Annotated in this window: 18 protein-coding genes and 2 pseudogenes; 3 read left to right on the top strand and 17 right to left on the bottom strand. The window is 35.7% G+C overall.

Features of this window, described 5'->3' with window-relative positions; translation table 11 throughout:
- Positions 1–90 precede the first annotated feature (90 nt).
- The 11 genes from FG382_RS19360 to FG382_RS19310 form a co-directional block, all read right to left on the bottom strand.
- Entirely contained in the window at positions 91–1608 is a 1518-nt protein-coding gene (locus FG382_RS19360) for an aldehyde dehydrogenase family protein (protein ID WP_142540521.1), read from the bottom strand.
- Between the two features lie 14 nt (positions 1609–1622).
- Positions 1623–2396, bottom strand: a complete 774-nt coding sequence (locus FG382_RS19355) for an enoyl-CoA hydratase-related protein (RefSeq protein WP_142540520.1) — start codon at positions 2394–2396, stop codon at positions 1623–1625.
- Between the two features lie 12 nt (positions 2397–2408).
- Positions 2409–3185: an enoyl-CoA hydratase/isomerase family protein gene (locus FG382_RS19350; protein WP_142540519.1), complete on the bottom strand. Its 777-nt coding sequence runs from the start codon at positions 3183–3185 to the stop codon at positions 2409–2411.
- Complete coding sequence (locus FG382_RS19345) at positions 3185–3487, bottom strand: EthD family reductase (RefSeq protein WP_142540518.1); 303 nt, start codon at positions 3485–3487, stop codon at positions 3185–3187. The genes FG382_RS19350 and FG382_RS19345 overlap by 1 nt, the downstream gene beginning before the upstream one ends.
- Before the next feature lie 16 nt (positions 3488–3503).
- Positions 3504–4004 carry a 1,2-phenylacetyl-CoA epoxidase subunit PaaD gene (gene paaD, locus FG382_RS19340; RefSeq protein WP_142540517.1) on the bottom strand — a complete coding sequence of 167 codons (501 nt, stop codon included), beginning with the start codon at positions 4002–4004 and terminating at the stop codon, positions 3504–3506.
- 26 nt (positions 4005–4030) lie between these two features.
- Positions 4031–4843 carry a 1,2-phenylacetyl-CoA epoxidase subunit PaaC gene (gene paaC / locus FG382_RS19335; RefSeq protein WP_142540516.1) on the bottom strand — a complete coding sequence of 271 codons (813 nt, stop codon included), beginning with the start codon at positions 4841–4843 and terminating at the stop codon, positions 4031–4033.
- Complete coding sequence (gene paaB, locus FG382_RS19330; protein WP_142540515.1) at positions 4840–5187, bottom strand: 1,2-phenylacetyl-CoA epoxidase subunit PaaB; 348 nt, start codon at positions 5185–5187, stop codon at positions 4840–4842. Before paaB ends, paaC begins: the two co-directional genes overlap by 4 nt.
- Positions 5188–5205: 18 nt before the next feature.
- Positions 5206–6159, bottom strand: coding sequence for a 1,2-phenylacetyl-CoA epoxidase subunit PaaA (gene paaA, locus FG382_RS19325; protein ID WP_142540514.1), 954 nt, complete (start codon positions 6157–6159; stop codon positions 5206–5208).
- A gap of 121 nt (positions 6160–6280) precedes the next feature.
- The gene (locus FG382_RS23305; RefSeq protein WP_142540513.1) at positions 6281–6496 is read right to left on the bottom strand and encodes a ferredoxin; all 216 of its coding nucleotides are present in this window, start codon (positions 6494–6496) and stop codon (positions 6281–6283) included.
- Positions 6497–6518: 22 nt separating this feature from the next.
- On the bottom strand, positions 6519–7538 hold the full coding sequence (locus tag FG382_RS19315; RefSeq protein ID WP_142540512.1) for an NAD(P)/FAD-dependent oxidoreductase: 1020 nt from the start codon (positions 7536–7538) through the stop codon (positions 6519–6521).
- Between the two features lie 26 nt (positions 7539–7564).
- Positions 7565–8869, bottom strand: coding sequence for a phenylacetate--CoA ligase family protein (locus FG382_RS19310; protein ID WP_142540610.1), 1305 nt, complete (start codon positions 8867–8869; stop codon positions 7565–7567).
- Between the two features lie 409 nt (positions 8870–9278).
- On the opposite strand from FG382_RS19310, the gene FG382_RS19305 reads away from it, so the two are divergent.
- Entirely contained in the window at positions 9279–9596 is a 318-nt protein-coding gene (locus FG382_RS19305; RefSeq protein WP_142540511.1) for a DMT family transporter, read from the top strand.
- Positions 9597–10069: 473 nt separating this feature from the next.
- Here FG382_RS19305 and FG382_RS19300 read toward each other — a convergent pair whose 3' ends face one another.
- A complete protein-coding gene (locus FG382_RS19300) occupies positions 10070–10564 on the bottom strand; it encodes a DinB family protein (RefSeq protein WP_142540510.1) in 495 nt (164 codons plus the stop codon).
- A gap of 275 nt (positions 10565–10839) precedes the next feature.
- Positions 10840–11186: pseudogene (locus FG382_RS19295) on the bottom strand (cyanase); the annotation flags it as partial.
- On the opposite strand from FG382_RS19295, the pseudogene FG382_RS19290 reads away from it, so the two are divergent.
- Positions 11131–11543 (top strand): annotated as a pseudogene (locus tag FG382_RS19290) (Lrp/AsnC family transcriptional regulator). The pseudogenes FG382_RS19295 and FG382_RS19290 sit on opposite strands and share 56 nt — an antisense overlap.
- A 345-nt stretch (positions 11544–11888) precedes the next feature.
- Here FG382_RS19290 and FG382_RS19285 read toward each other — a convergent pair.
- Positions 11889–12521: an alpha/beta fold hydrolase gene (locus FG382_RS19285; RefSeq protein WP_229677344.1), complete on the bottom strand. Its 633-nt coding sequence runs from the start codon at positions 12519–12521 to the stop codon at positions 11889–11891.
- 311 nt (positions 12522–12832) lie between these two features.
- A complete protein-coding gene (locus tag FG382_RS19280; RefSeq protein ID WP_373287595.1) occupies positions 12833–13363 on the bottom strand; it encodes a GNAT family N-acetyltransferase in 531 nt (176 codons plus the stop codon).
- A gap of 659 nt (positions 13364–14022) precedes the next feature.
- Here FG382_RS19280 and FG382_RS19275 point away from each other — a divergent pair.
- Positions 14023–14412, top strand: coding sequence for a spore coat protein (locus tag FG382_RS19275; RefSeq protein WP_142540508.1), 390 nt, complete (start codon positions 14023–14025; stop codon positions 14410–14412).
- 676 nt (positions 14413–15088) lie between these two features.
- On the opposite strand, the gene FG382_RS22790 is transcribed toward FG382_RS19275, so the two are convergent.
- Together FG382_RS22790 and FG382_RS19270 are read right to left on the bottom strand one after the other, a co-directional pair.
- Positions 15089–15244, bottom strand: coding sequence for a hypothetical protein (locus tag FG382_RS22790; protein WP_170206585.1), 156 nt, complete (start codon positions 15242–15244; stop codon positions 15089–15091).
- A 42-nt stretch (positions 15245–15286) separates the two neighbouring features.
- Positions 15287–15472, bottom strand: coding sequence for a hypothetical protein (locus tag FG382_RS19270; RefSeq protein WP_142540507.1), 186 nt, complete (start codon positions 15470–15472; stop codon positions 15287–15289).
- Positions 15473–15923: the final 451 nt, after the last annotated feature.

The following is a 15923-nucleotide window of genomic DNA, read 5'->3' as shown; positions in this document are numbered from 1 at the left end:
ATGGGAAAAAGCTGTGGTGGCTTAGGAGCTGCCTCCTCGCTTTTCCCCATTTGCCTGTCAGGGCAGACATAGTAGCTTCCGCTTTTCTAATTACAATCCGAATGGATTCAGTGGTCGACTGCCGTAATAAGATAAAATGCTTTTCGTTTCCGTATAGAGGTCTAGTGTTTCAATACATAGCTCACGTCCGAACCCTGATTGCTTATATCCGCCAAATGGTGTCCCAGGAAATGCTGAGAATGGACAGTTTACCATTACAATGCCGGCTTGGATCTGATTTGCAACACGCGTCGCACGTGCACCATCTTTTGACCAAATGGCTGAGCCTAACCCGAACTCTGTATCGTTTGCAAGCCGGATTGCTTCTTTTTCATCTTTAAATTTCATTAATACAACAACTGGACCAAAAATTTCTTCTTTTACAACTGTCATATCGTGATTTACATTTGCAATAATCGTTGGCTCATACCAGAATCCGTTTTCGTATCCATTTGGTTTGGAAACATTTCCACCAACAAGAATTTCTGCTCCTTCTTTCCGAGCTGATCGTACATAACTATCGATTGTATCAAGTTGAACTTGATCAATAATTGCACCAACATGTGTTCCTTTATCAAACGGGTTGCCTAGCTGTAATTTTTTTGTTTTTTCAACAAACTTATCCAAAAATTCATCGTAAATATCCTCATGTACATACAAACGAGATCGAGCTTCACATGATTGACCTGAATTATAGAAAATACCAAACAGTGAACCATCTACTGCAGCGTCAATATCTGCATCTTCAAATACAAGATTAGGAGATTTTCCACCAAGCTCCAGAGTTACACGTTTTAGCGATTGAGATGCTTTCCCCATAATGTCTTTACCGATAGGCGTTGAACCAGTGAAAGCTACTTTATCCACTTGAGGATGCTCCACTAAAAAGTTACCAATATCAGATCCAGAACCTGGAAGGATGTTCACCACACCCGCAGGAACACCTGCTTCAAGACAAATTTCTCCCAAGATTATTGCTGTTAATGGTGTGAGGGAAGCTGGCTTTACAATTACCGAGCAACCTACTGCAATAGCCGGTGCCACTTTCCAAGCAGCCATCATAAGTGGATAGTTCCACGGAATGATTTGTGCACAAACTCCTACTGGCTCTTTCTCTGTATAGTTATGGAATTGGCCAGGAACATTGTTAACGACTCCTCGGTGACCAACGATTGCTCCTGCATAAAACTCAAAATCTTCAATCGCTTGAGAAACTTGACCTTGGGCTGCATGAACCGTTTTACCTGTATCGAGAATTTCCAATTCAACTAGCTCATTAAAACGAGAACGCATTATTGCAGCGATTTTGTTCAATACTTGCGCTCGGCGACCAACAGGATACATTTTCCATTTACCATTATCAAATGCATCTCGTGCACTAGCAATGGCTTTTTCAACATCTTCTTTGGACGCTTTTGCAACTTCAGCAACTAACTCTCCCGTTGCTGGATTGTAAGTTTTAATCGTTTCACCTGTACTACTTTTTATTTTTTCTCCATTTACAATCAAATGATAAAACGATCGTTTCATTGCCTCTTGTTCGATATCATTATCCCGAATTGTTGTCATGTGCTCAGCTCTCCCTATTGTCCTGAAAAAACAGGTTTTCTTTTTTCCATAAATGCATGAATACCTTCGCGGTGATCAATTGTTAAACCAGCAATACGTTGCCCTTGTGCTTCTTGTTCAAGATAGTCTTCAAAAGTAAGCTCTGTAGCGAATTTCAATGATCGTTTAATCAAACCAATTGCCTTTGTTGGTAAAGTAGAAAGATTTGCTGCAAATGCCGACACCTCTTCATCCCATAAATCTAACGGAATGAGTTTATTCGCAAGTCCTAATGCGACTGCATCAGTAGCCGACACTTTTTCTCCAAGAATGGATAATTCCAATGCCTTAGCATGACCGACTAACTTGGTTAAATAATACAGATTACCCGAGTCAGGAATGAGGCCAACATGAATGAAAGCATTCAAAAAACTGGCGCGTTCCGATACAATTCTAAAGTCACAAGCAAGTGCTAAGCTGAACCCTGCACCAGCCGCAACTCCATTTACAGCTGCGACAATCGGTTTTTCACATTGTCTAATTTGCTTTATCATCGGTCCATAGTAATCTCTTAAAACTTGGCCATGATCCATATTCTCATCAACTTCTGCCAAATCTTGTCCAGAACAAAAAGCCCTTCCTTCACCTGAAATGACTAAGCAGCGAACTTGTTCATCAAATGTAGCAGCTTTTATCGCTTCTTTCACTTCTCTGTTCATTTGTGCGATAAATGCATTTAATTTGTCTGGCCTATTTAAATAGAGCCATGCAATTCCATCTTTGACATCATAGCGTATCGTTTCGAACATGCAACGGCCTCCTTACTTCCCTTGGTAATCCGGTTTTCTTTTTTCAACAAATGCAGTCATACCTTCTTTTTGATCTTGTGAAGCGAAAAGTAGATAGAAGTTTTTTCTCTCATATTGCATTCCTTCGTATAAAGGATAATCTACAGCTTTATTAACGGAATCTTTTATAAGCCGTAATGATAGAAGAGGCTGATTAGCAAGACGGTCTGCCAATTTCATTGTTTCTTCCATGAGTAGTTCAGGTGCAACGATTTTGTTAATAACTCCATGTTTGAGAGCAGTTTCCGCAGAAATACGCTCCCCCGTCCAAAGCCATTCGAGGGCTTTCGTACGACCCACTAGTTTTGTTAACCTTTGTGTTCCTCCTGCACCTGGCATCACGCCTAGTCCTACTTCTGGAAATGAAAATTCAGTACCGATACTAGCGATTAATAAATCACAGCAAAGCGCAAGCTCAAATCCACCACCGAAGACAAACCCTTTTACCGCACCGAGTATAGGCTTTTTAATGAGCGCAAAACGATCCCAATCAGCAAATTGATTTAGTTGTTCTAGGCTTACTGGATTATCATCCATCATTTCGTCAATGTCGGCACCTGCTGAAAAAGACCGTCCTTTACCTGTAAGGACTATTACACGAACGTTTTCATCTCGGTCAAATTCCTCCATCACTCCGACAATTTCATTTACCATTTTTCGATTCAATGAGTTTAACTGTCGAGGTCGATTCAGCTCAATAACTGCTATGTTTCTTTTTAAAGATGTTTCAATGAATTCAAAACGATTCATTATGCTTCCTCACCAATCATTAGTGTGACAAGATCACCTGCAAATCCCATTAAGTCTTTGCCAGAAGCTCTTCCTTCAGGTGAACGTAGGCCCTCCTTCAATGCATCTAAACTATCATAATGCATTTCACATGTGAGATAGTATTTTCCATCTCCCCCCATTGGAGATCCTGTTACTTTGGTTACTTTCATCTCACGAAGCCCTGGAATTTTCGCTGTAAGTGGTGCATGGACGTTAAAATAATGTGCATCAAAAGCCTCTTTGTTTTCAGGGTGTTTATACAATGCGATTAACTTTGCCATTTTTCTTCTCCTCACTTTACATTAATGTAGATACAGGTTTCATAGCCTCAAAGACGTTTTTACAGCTCTTACAGTACAAAATACTTCTGCATGCAGTAGGACCAAAAATATTATCCATCGTCACATACGCAGATCCGCAGTAAGCACAATCTATATGCCACGTGCCGTCCGCTTCCATACGTTTTGGTGGTGGTGCAATTCCGAACTTCCTAAGATTCACATGTCCTTGTTCCGTAATTCGATCTGATGTCCACGGGGGATGTAAGACAAACTCCACTTGAACATCTTTCACTTCCGGTAATTCTTTTACAGCATTGATTGTATTCATTTTAATAATATCGAGTGCTGGACATCCTAAAAAAGTAGGGAGCAAAACAATCTTTACGTTATTCTCTTCTGTAGTGACTTCGCTCACCATGCCTAGATCTATAATGCTAATGGAGTCAATTTCCGGATCTTGTACTCCTTCAAGTACTTCATATACGTGCCGAGGGGAAATTTCTAAGAATGCTTCCATTTAAGTCACCTCTTTCGATTTTCGAATTACCAAGTTGCTATTGGATCGAATTTGTAAACCTCCGAAAGTGTGCGTATTGCTTCTTCCAAATCTTGTGTATGTTCACCGTTTCGTCCGTTTTTAGTAGGCTTATCTGATAACTTTGGCACTTCCATTTGAAGCGCTGTAAATACTGGTTCAATACTTGCTTTCCACTTATCTCTCAAAATCTCTTCACTACTTATTAATCTACTTTTTTCAATTAATAATTTTTCGTTTCCATAAGAGAATACATCATTAAAATCATCCATTACCTTTTTAATTGCTTCGTCCATTTTCTTTTTCGCAACATCTGTAGAACTAAGTAATTGCTTAAACCACGTTTCCCAGTGAAGTCTATGATAATAAAGCTCCATTTTCACTTTTACAGCAGTATCTGCAAGGGGACTATACGAGCTTTCACATAGCGAATCGATTTTTATCTTTTTCGCCTGTGTGTAAAAATAACTTCTGACAACTTGATAAGCCCAATCATATAAAGGGGTTTCCATATAATAGCCTTCTCCGTTAACTCTCTCCATCAAGACGCTGTTTTTTCTGTCTAGTGCAGGGCGTGAATGGGCAAGTTCATCTGCATTTCCTATTCCTAAATCTTCGAGTAATTTATAGAACATCGCTGCATGCCCCATGCTGTCTTGACTAATGGAAGAAGAAGCGACGTCTTCTTCTATATGGGGAGCGAGCCCAAGCCATTCAGATCCACGATAAGCGTACAAGAAATCATCATCGGCAAGTTGGAATAATAGGCTTGTTATTGCATCTTTATACTCCTGGCTCATGACTGTTTCATTTTCATTCATTTACGCTCTCCTCCCCATGATAGAATCTCTTTTTCATCCAATATTTGCTGCTCGTACTGGCGCCACTTTTTCTTTAAGTAACCATATCCCTTTGTTGTCCGGTAATCTTTATTGTCAAGTCTACCCAGCGTCATCTTCTCTTCAACATCCATCTTTCGGATACTCTTTCGATTCACAATCCAAATGTCAGCAACCGGTTCACGTCTCATGAAGTTTTCCTGTGCCAAAATAAATGCCATATCTTCATTTGGTGCTAATAAGCTAAACTGATGTTGGAAAGCAGAGCTTGGCGTTCGCTTACTAAAGACTTCATACTCTTGATAAAATGTTTTCTCTTCGGTCATTTATTCTGCCTCCTTTCGCTAGGTGACTTTCACACTTAGTGCATCACGCACCCATGCATTATTTTCGTAAGATGACCTTCGTAAGTTCAGTCGTGCATGTGAACGTGGTCCTCCGTTTTTTATAATTTTCTTAAATTCATTCCAATCCGGTTGTTTATATGACCACAGCTTACTTTCTTCATCAAAACGGATTGTCGGATCCGGAATTCTCAGACCAAGTGATAAAATACGCGGAATGTATTTATCAAAAAATAGCTGTCTAAATTCTTCGTTTGTTTTGGTACGAATTTTATATTTAATCGTCAAGTCTTGTTTAGAAGATCCTGTCGTCTCTTTGCTCGCCGGTCCGAAGAACATGAGCAGAGCTTCCCACCAGCGATCGAGAGATTCCTGAATCATTGCCTTTTGTTCTTCTGTACCTTCAGCGAGCGCCATAATGATCGATTCTCCATGTTGAGCATGGAATACCTCTTCTGCACAAATTCGCTGCAGTGCTCTTGCATAAGGACCGTACGAAGCATTTAGCATATTTGTTTGTGTAATAATAGCCGCTCCATCAACGAGCCAACCTATAATTCCGGCATCCGCCCATGTTTTCGTTTCCATATGGAAAACATTATGGAATTTTAAATTTCCATTAAATAAGTCTTGCATTATATCTCCTCTGTTTTTTCCATAAGGTAAAAGTAAGTCTTCAGTTACTCGCAAAAGCAACTGGCCGTGACCCATTTCATCTTGCACTTTTGCCATAATGCCTAGCTTTCTATTTAACGAAGGAGCTTTAGGCACCCATTCTTTCTCAGGAAGTGCCCCCATTATTTCACTAATGCCATGCATAGAAATCAATCTAATTAATGTCAGTCTGTATTCTTCTGGCATCCAATCATCTGCTTCAATCTTGTCGCCACGTTCAATACGCTGCATGAAATGAGCCAATTGTTCTTCTTCTGCCGCATTATGCAAATTGGTCATATCTAACCCCCCTTAATAAAGTTATGCCTTTATATGATTGTATATAACAATTTAATGACGTTATAAATATATAATGTTATATCATTTATAAATTATGCTAGTTTATAAAATTTAGCTCACTTTAAACCATCTCTATTATTATTGGAAGGACTTGCGTAGGGACAGCTGAAGTACCTCTATAGGTGGAAGAATATTCATAAGATTCGTTTGATTGTTGCCCTACACATTCTATAAAAATCGCTACCAGCACATCATAATTGAAGAGGTCTGGTGCACTGGCTCCATAAGATCCACATGCAATACATGTTTCTTGATCAACAATTGTATACATTGGCATATTCTCTTCATTCTTATGTTTATCAGACTTTTTCAGCCTGTCTCTTGGGTTTATCCATAACACTTGTGCTGTGAAGAGGCTGAACTTTAGACGTTGGATCGATAAACACTTTTGCATTGCTAATTGCAGTCGGTGCTTCACCAAATCCACTTGCAATTAACTTCACTTTTCCCTCATATGTGCAAATATCACCAGTTGCATAAATTCCCGGAATATTTGTTTCCATTTTTGAATTTACGACAATGCTGTTTTTTTCCAAATTAAACCCCCAATTTTTAATAGGACCAAGAGATGAGACGAAACCATAATTGACAATGACATCATCAACATCGATTATCTTTGTTTCATTGCCTTTCACATCTATTAACTCGACTTGTTTAATTCGTTTTTCTCCTATAAATGCAGATGGAACAAATGGAGTTAATACATCTACAGTTGAATTCTTCAACATCTCCACAGAATGTTCATGTGCTCGGAACTTCTCACGACGATGAGCCAATGTAACCTTTTCTGCTATTGGTTCTAACATAAGAGCCCAGTCTACTGCAGAATCACCACCACCAAACAACTGCACTTTTTTCCCCTCAAATTTTTGCAAATCATGAATAAAATAATGGAGATTAGTCTCTTCAAATTTTGAAGAGTTTTCAAGATCCATTTTTTTCGGACGGAAAGCACCGTTTCCTGCAGTAATAATGATTGTTTTAGTAAAATGTATCCCTTTGTTAGTCGATAGTTTAAAAGAATTGTCGGGCTGTCTTTCTATCTCTTCCACTGCTTCATTCAAACAAACTGTTTGCTCAAATTGCTCCATTTGCTTCTTTAATCTATCGATGAGATCTTGCGCGGTTATTTTAGGGAAACCCGCAACATCGTAAATATACTTTTCAGGATATAAAGCAGATAATTGTCCACCTAGCTGCGGAAGACTTTCAATTATTTTACAAGACATATTTCGAAGACCAGCATAAAATGCAGTGAATAAGCCTACTGGTCCTCCCCCAATTATGGTTACATCAATAATTTCCTCGTTGTGAGACAAACATACTTCCTCCTTCTTAGTATGAATTACACACCTATTACATTTTTATCTCGAGAATCTATAACTCGAATCGCTTTTCCTTCAGATCTTGGTATCGTTTTAGGACTATTAAAAACAATATCCATAGACACTAAACAGCTCGATTTCAATGAACTTTGAATTTCTAATTTTAGTTGAGTTACTTGAGAATCGCTTAAATCTCCATTGATTTTTTCATAGAGATTATTATCTATTTCTACATGTAGTTCGGCGATGTCCATCGCGTCTTTTCTAATTAAATGAATTTGATAATGAGGTACAAGATTTTCCACTTGTAAAAGAACCCGTTCTACTTCCGTTGGAAAGACATTCACTCCACGTATTATCAACATATCATCAGTACGACCTTTCACCCTCGACATTCTCGTCAAAGTCCTGCCGCATGTACACTTCTCGCGTGTTATGGACGAAATGTCACCAGTGCGATATCGAATGATTGGAAGCGCTCTCTTCGTTAAACTTGTAAAAACTAACTCTCCTTCTTCCCCTTCAGCAACTGGTTCAAGTGTTTTAGGATTAATTACCTCGATGTAAAAATGATCTTCTTGTACATGTAGACCATTTTGAGCTTCATAACATTCAACGGAGACACCTGGTCCAATAATCTCGCTCAATCCGTAAATATCAACTGCTTTCAAATGGAAAGTTTGCTCTAGCCTTTTTCTCATTTCTTCCGACCATGGCTCCGCTCCGAAAATTCCATATTCCATCGATGATTGCCTCGGATCTATACCCTTCTCTTTCATTTTCTCCGCTATGTTCAACATGTATGAAGGCGTCCCGCAAATGCCTCTAGGTTTAAAATCTTCTATTAATGTAATCTGTCTTTCCGTGTTTCCGCCTGACATTGGCACAACGGTTGCTCCGAGAACTTCCGCACCATAATGGAGCCCTATTCCCCCTGTAAATAAACCATAGCCATATGCGTTATGGAAAATATCTTCCTTTTTACCACCTGCCGCCACAATAGAACGTGCTACAACTTCAGCCCACATTTCTATATCCTCTGCTGTGTATCCAACAATTGTTGGTTTCCCACTCGTTCCGGATGATCCATGAATCCGAACAACCTCTTCTTGTGATACTGCAAATAATCCAAAAGGATAATGATCTCGCAAATTTTTTTTTATTGTAAATGGCAGCTTCGTTAAATCTTCTAAACTTTTAATATCTTCCGACTTAATCCCAAGCTCCTCAAATTTCTTTCGATAAAATGGAACATTCTCATAAACGTTCTTAACTGTACTACGGAGTCGATCTAGCTGTAGGCTTTCCATTTCTTTACGCTGCATCGTTTCAATTAATGGATTATACAAATATCATTCCCCCTAGTTTTCTTTCTTTATGGAATGGAGTTATCAATATCTGTTTAATATAACAAATAAAAAACGGATATGTTATATACAGTAATATGATATTAGATTAATAGTTCGAACCGTATAAGTCAACACAAAATTCAGAATTTTTCAATATCGTATTACAAAAAAGCGAACTCTCGACTGTGGTTGAGACAACGTCTAGTGGAGGGGGAATGGCAGAAATACAATCGAGGAAAAAGAAAGGAACAGTTCAATGTCATAGGAAGAATCAAGAAAACGCTAATCCTAAGTGAAAAGGACAGCGTTTAAAATCGTTTGTATAAAATTATGTAAGTGAATAAATTGATATTGTTACAAAAAGTTATTCCTCTTTAAAAAACAAATTGTCCATTCCTCTATTTCTTCTGCCGTCCTATTGCTTTCAACCAGTATATTTGTATTAAATAATACCGCCTATGCCCTTTGGTCTGGAATAGGTAACGTTGCTACAACCATTATTTCCGTACTAATTTGGAAAGAGAAAATCAATGTTGCCAGTATTACAGGAATCGCATTAATTCTTAAAGATGTTGTAATCTTGAATCTATTTGGTCCAGAACATGGCGAAGCAAGTAAGAATGAAAAAGTAAGTGAATCCACAATCGTTGCAAGTAAATTTGTTCCGATGTTTCCTCATACTCTTCTATTACCGAAATCATAATTCACTTTCCGAAAGAACTCCCTTTTGAAGTTCTAAAACCGCATCTGCATCATTTAAATTTTCCTTTTCTTAGGAATACTTCGGTATTTCTATTCGTCATTTTTAATCCTTTTAACCTTTGCATATCTTGATAGCAATTCTACAAATTAAAGCAAACTACTTCTTCAACTAAACTGCCCAGTTAGTTGAAGTGTAATATTTCACAGTGGATTTTCTGTGACCTACTTAGTGTTTTGGATAAATAAATAGACCATCGAAATGATGATCTGTTTTACTAAAGCACCTCATTAGTTCAAGAAGAGACTTTAGTTTTGGTAGCAAGTCTCATATTCATCTTCCAATAACAAACTTTTACAAGCCAAACCATTATTGTGATAAATCTCTTTACCGATTTTTATTTTGATGCTTTTATTTGAATCTAGATAAATCATTTAGAATGTATAATGTATCTTCATCCATCCTCCAATTTTTATTTATTCATCTTTTCCTACATCTTTTTTCCAGCTATTTTGCAGCTTTCGGATATATATTATCTGACCAATGTGATATGCGTTATGAGTTGACACGTTTCCGAGAACTTCCCACCATTTCACATTTCCAGAAAAACCGTTAACTTCACTCTCAACTTTTTCTTCATATAATAACTCTTGCCAAAGTAAAAGCACCTCTAATAGTTGTTCTTTTAAGTCAGCAAATGTATGATTTTCAGGAATTATAAAGCTGTTATTATTATTTCCAATAGAAGGGACAGCATCCACGTGAGATTTTTGATACCTTGTTTGCCATGTTTTATTCCAATATAGTAGATGCTGCACAATCTCAGCTATGCTATTACTTTCCTTGTTTGGCTTCCAAAATGCTTGTTCCTCAGACAATCTTTTTACTGAATCTGAAAATGTTATGTACCAACTGGGATCATTCGCATTTGCCAACAACTGATCCGATAAAACATCTTTTGCATGAACCATAACCAACACTCCTAATATAAATATACTATTTCTCTAAACAATGACTTCTTATTGTATTCTACCTAATATATTGATTCTCCTGTTCTTATTGAAGTAACCTGCACCATTATTTGAAAAAGGACTCTTTGTGTCCTCTAAGCAATCACTCATAGTGGGAGTTCATATTATTCTCCCTTCTTGAAAAAAATCTCATAGAAAAAATCCATCCAGTTAGATTAAAGGATGGATTCTTTGGTTTTAAATTATATATGATTAGGTTATTATAATTTAATTAATTACCATGTATGGAATGGTAAGAATTTCCCATTAAGTGTAATAACGATTCGAGGGTCGCCACACTTAGAATCTTCTTGTGTGTCCACGCCTAGGTTGAAGTTAATTGCACTCATGACAACTTCGCCAGCTTTTTCTAGGATTATTTCTCGAATAGTTGGTGCGTATTGTAACATCATTTCATATAATCGATATAAGATTGGGTCTGTAGGAGGCATTTGCATTACTTGACCTCGAAGTGGAACTTCTGTTAATGCTTGAACTACTTCTCATCTAACTCTAATAGTTTACCGATTTTTTCTGCTTCTGGACGTGTCATTGTAGCCTGTCCTAATAACGCTGTTAGAATACAATGGAAAGAACTTGGTCAAAAAATCCACATGACGGGGCAAGCTGTAGGAAATCGAATTCGAAGGTTAGAAGATTTAGGGATTATTGAACAATACACAATTACAATAAACCGAATCAAATTAGGACAACTAGTGACTGCATTTGTTACTGTGTTCGAAAAACAGCTAATCATCAAGAGTTTAAAAATTTCTTTCAAGAAGAAGGAGCTATTTCTGAAGTACATCGTATAAGTGGTGAAGGATGTTATTTATTAAAAACACATTTTGCTTCCAATGAAGAATTGGATAACTTACTAGAACGACTTTTAAAATATGGGAATTATCGTGTTAACCTATCAATAGGGCAGATAAAATAACGATTCTTTTCTTTTGAGATTATAGTAACAATATTTGCTAATTCCTATTTGTGTAGATATAATCTAAAGTCGTTTAATTTCCATCATAAATAGTCAGAGCCTAACTACAATTTGTATGTAGTTAGGCTCTTTAATGTTGTTTAAATTGCTATTCAACTAACCAGCGGCGTTAGTTTAAGTGTAACATTTCACAATGCATATCTGAGATCAACACCATTCCAGTTTTATCTTCATTGTCTTAACTTAGACCTTAATTTCTTATTCAACTAACCTGTGCATTTCGTTCAATAAGAAAAAATGCTATACTCCTTGTTGAAGTAAAGCACCCGTTAGTTTAATAAAAAACTATTTTTTCTCAACTTTTTTTATAAAAACATCTAATATCTTTGTATATACTTCTGGCTGTTCAGAATGTACTAGATGCGAGGCAAAGGGAATGATAGACACGTGAACATCCTCCTTTAATAACGGGTACAAGATAGTCCCATTGGTTTCACCTTTATTTCCTTCACCAACCATATACAAAACAGGTGAATTAATACCATCCAGATCCTTTGTCATGTGAAATGGATACCAATGTTCATCTTTCCCCATATATATGAACTGTCTCCAATCGGACCCATGTAAGTTGTCAAAGTAATTTACAACATCTCCATTTTGTAATAATTGTGCTTGAAATACTACATCTTCATTATGCATTTTAATCCAGTTTTCTGGCATTTTAGATAAAACTCCAGAAATGGTTAAACTTTTGACTTTTTGAGGGAATTTCTTCGCAAAGCATAATCCAACTAAACCACCTAATGAACACCCTACTAGATGAGCAGATTTTACATCTAATTTATTTAGAGTTTCTTCTATATCCATTGCAGAATCCTCTAAGAAATTCGAAAAGTTATTTTCAATTGACTTACCATGTCCTCTTAAATCGGGAAGAATACTTAAAGTTATCTTTAAAATATTCTCTCTGATATTCAAAGTCAGTTAAACCAGTTTGTAAGCCCGTATGAAGAAATACAATTGGTTCCCCGTCCCCAAAAACTTCAGTATGTAAAAGCAAAACCATCCCTAATTTTCTACGTTATAGTTGTTTAATAATTCCTTTATATGCAAACTTCGCAAGCTTTTTAAAAATACCTTCTTCTTCAATTAAACTGCCCCGTTAGTAAAAAAGGCTCTACTCTTTATTGAAGTAAAGCACCCTTTAGCTTAAGTGCATTTCTTCACAAACAAAAATACCATACTATTTAGGAGCATTACACTTGATAAAGAAGTTGAAAAAAAAAGGGTTAAACTAGTTTATACATAAGTATATCATCTACATATAAGTCATCCCTGAACTTAACTTCTTTAATTTTACGTCCTTCTTCAATAAATCCCATACTTTTGTACAATCCGATAGCTCGTTGATTTGTTGATAAAACACCCAAACTTACTTTCTCTATTAAAGGGTTTTGTTCCGCCCAGTTTAAAAGTTCTTTAATTAGCAGTTTACCAATACCTTGATTACGGTAATCGTTTTTGACCATTGCCGTAAAAGAACCTGTGTGAGAAACTCTTTTAGCCCTATTTGAGCGAAAAACAATCAAGCCAACAATCTTTCCTTTACTTTCTGCCACAATTAGTTTTTCTCTCTCATTCTCTAATATTTTCTCAATCCAGTTTCTTATTTGCTCCGATGTTTCCTCATACTCTTCTATTACCGAAATCATAAATTCACTTTCCGAAAGAACTTCCTTTTGAAGTTCTAAAACCGCATCTGCATCATTTATATTTCCTTTTCTTAGGGATACTTCGGTATTTCTATTTGTCATTTCTATGCCTCCTTACATTTGCCTATCTTGATAATAATTCTACAATTTAAAGCAAACTCCTTCTTACAAAACTGCTTCGTTAGTTTAAGTGTAACATTTTCACAATGCATATCTTAGATCTACTTAATGTTGTGGCCATAAAAATAGACCATCGAAATGATGGCCATATTTTGCTAAAGCACCCGTTAGTTTAAGTACATTCCTTCACAATCTTTATAGTAATCGTAACATAAATTTCCAATATAAAATCTAGCTTTTTTACTAAACCACACTTTATTCAAGTTCAACTCGATCGAAAACAACCGATTTTCATTCGTTTTTGCGTTAATTCAAATTTAGTGTAATCACTCCTGTACCTTTTTTTACATCCATTCATCATACACCTGTTCCATCATAATAAAGTTGTTTAAAAAGGGTGAACCCTAAATTATAAGGGCTATATAGTCCAATTTTAAACAACTTTATTAATATCTATTTTGAGGATTATCTTCTTACGATCGAAACTAAACAACTTCCATGTATTCAACGTTTGCTTCTTTAGCAGTCATGCTGTAACAACTACTATGAATGTTTATTTTAATTCTTCTTCACTCTACCTTCCTTATTGTCCAAGCAATTGTATTCGATACGAATAACTTATATATAAGAAAGGAGGTGAAAATAAAATGGCATCATTTGAAATTGGGGCGAGAGGTATTTTCAATTTTCGAAACGAACGCTTTTTCCTATTAGTTGAAGATGAAATTACAATTCCAGAAAAAGGTGTGGAGATTGATCCAGTTAATATCTATGAGATTGACCAACAAACTTTCAATTTTATGAGAGATGAAGGAGATACACCTGTAGTTGTGCCACGTTTTAATCTTCCTACTGTACCACCTGGATTTGAATTAGAACGAAAATGTATTTTTACAGTCGATAATTCATACTTTGTAATCTATGAATTAGAAAATGGCACTGATAACTTTGTTCTTTTAAGAATCAGTGCAGCTTTATTTAACTCATTGAGAAATTCTGGTGTTCGTGAATGTATTCCTCAAAATTTCATTAACTAAATGTTATCGCCCTTTTTAATGTAAGGGTACAAAAAACAAGCGAACAATTTTATTGGGAGCTTGTTTTTTATTTTGAAGGTATTTATTCATGTTTAACACTTCAAAATTAAACGACTTTATTATTTCTTAACATAATATAGTTATTTGGGTTGTTTCCCCAGGTTTCAGACTTTTATCGTTCCTATTTCTTTAAAATCCATCTGATTGACGCATTATGAAAATATAAGATCAGCTAGACTTTGATTACTCAAATTATTTACCTCAACAGTAACTCCATTATCATATTTTTATACTCTTCTGGTGATACATCTAAAAAGACTAATAAATATATAGGTAATATTATGAACAAAATTGCAAGTAATAACCCAAAAGCAATAAAGGAATAGGAGATATATTAGTTTTCTTCATTATTTTACGCTACTCTCTTTATAGGGACTATATCAAAAAATCAAAATCAAACAACTAAAGTTAGTACTTTGCCTTCTTCAACTAAACTGCTGCGTTATTTTAAGTGCAACCTTTCACAATGCATTTCGGAGATCTAATTGATGTTTTAGATAAATAGCCCTCAAATGATGGTCTCGTTTTGCTAAAGCACCCGTTAGTTGAATAAGCACCTACTCATTTATTACATTTTATGAACGAAATGTGTTCATAGTTTACTTCATCGTTTACTTTATATTTTTTTATTTTTTCTAAGTAAAAATGTAATTATTATACCTACAATAAGAATCATAATAGCCACTTTTTCGCCAACTATATTTTGTCCGTACAGGAGAACTGGACTAGCCATTAAAAGTAAACCAATAAATCTAAAAATACTATTGATCATCTATTTTTCACTCCCATTTTCATCATCAACTAACATACGAGTTTAAGATGGCTTTTGTTTTCCAAAATCAGCAATTATTTTTAAAACAAAAATCCCACAAAAAAGCACTATTATTCCTAATATTTTAACCATTACGTTTTTATTAGGTTCATTCAAAATGGTGGTACTTAAAAACAATAAACCAACAAAAATTATTAGAAAACCAAGTAAAGTACTTATTAATTTCATTTTACAACTCCCATGAGATAACGAATTAGTTGAATATCCTTGTAATTTAATAATTCATTATTAGTTTTAAAATTCCTCTTATTCAACTAAACTGCATCTTTAGTTGAAGTGTAACATTTCACAACGCATATCTGAGATCAATTTAATGTTTTGAACATAAAAAATTGACCATCAAAATGATGGCCATATTTTGCTAAAGCACCCTTTAGTTAAAGAAGAATTTTCCAATTTATTTTCATCTAACGGGTCCTAAATACTTTATCAACTATTTCTATCTACATAGACTATAAGAGGTAATTTGGTTCTTATATCTATGTCTATCAGTCATACTCATATAACAGTATTACACTCTCCTTCTGAGCGGCACTCCCAAGTGCTTATCTTTTTGACTTAACATCAAATTGATTACATGAGTTTTTAAAAATAGAAAACAGAGATAGTAATAAGTGTT

It is taken from the genome of Psychrobacillus lasiicapitis (genome assembly GCF_006861795.1).
Classification (GTDB): Bacteria; Bacillota; Bacilli; order Bacillales_A; family Planococcaceae; genus Psychrobacillus; species Psychrobacillus lasiicapitis.
This window is presented reverse-complemented; position numbering and strand designations above follow the sequence as displayed.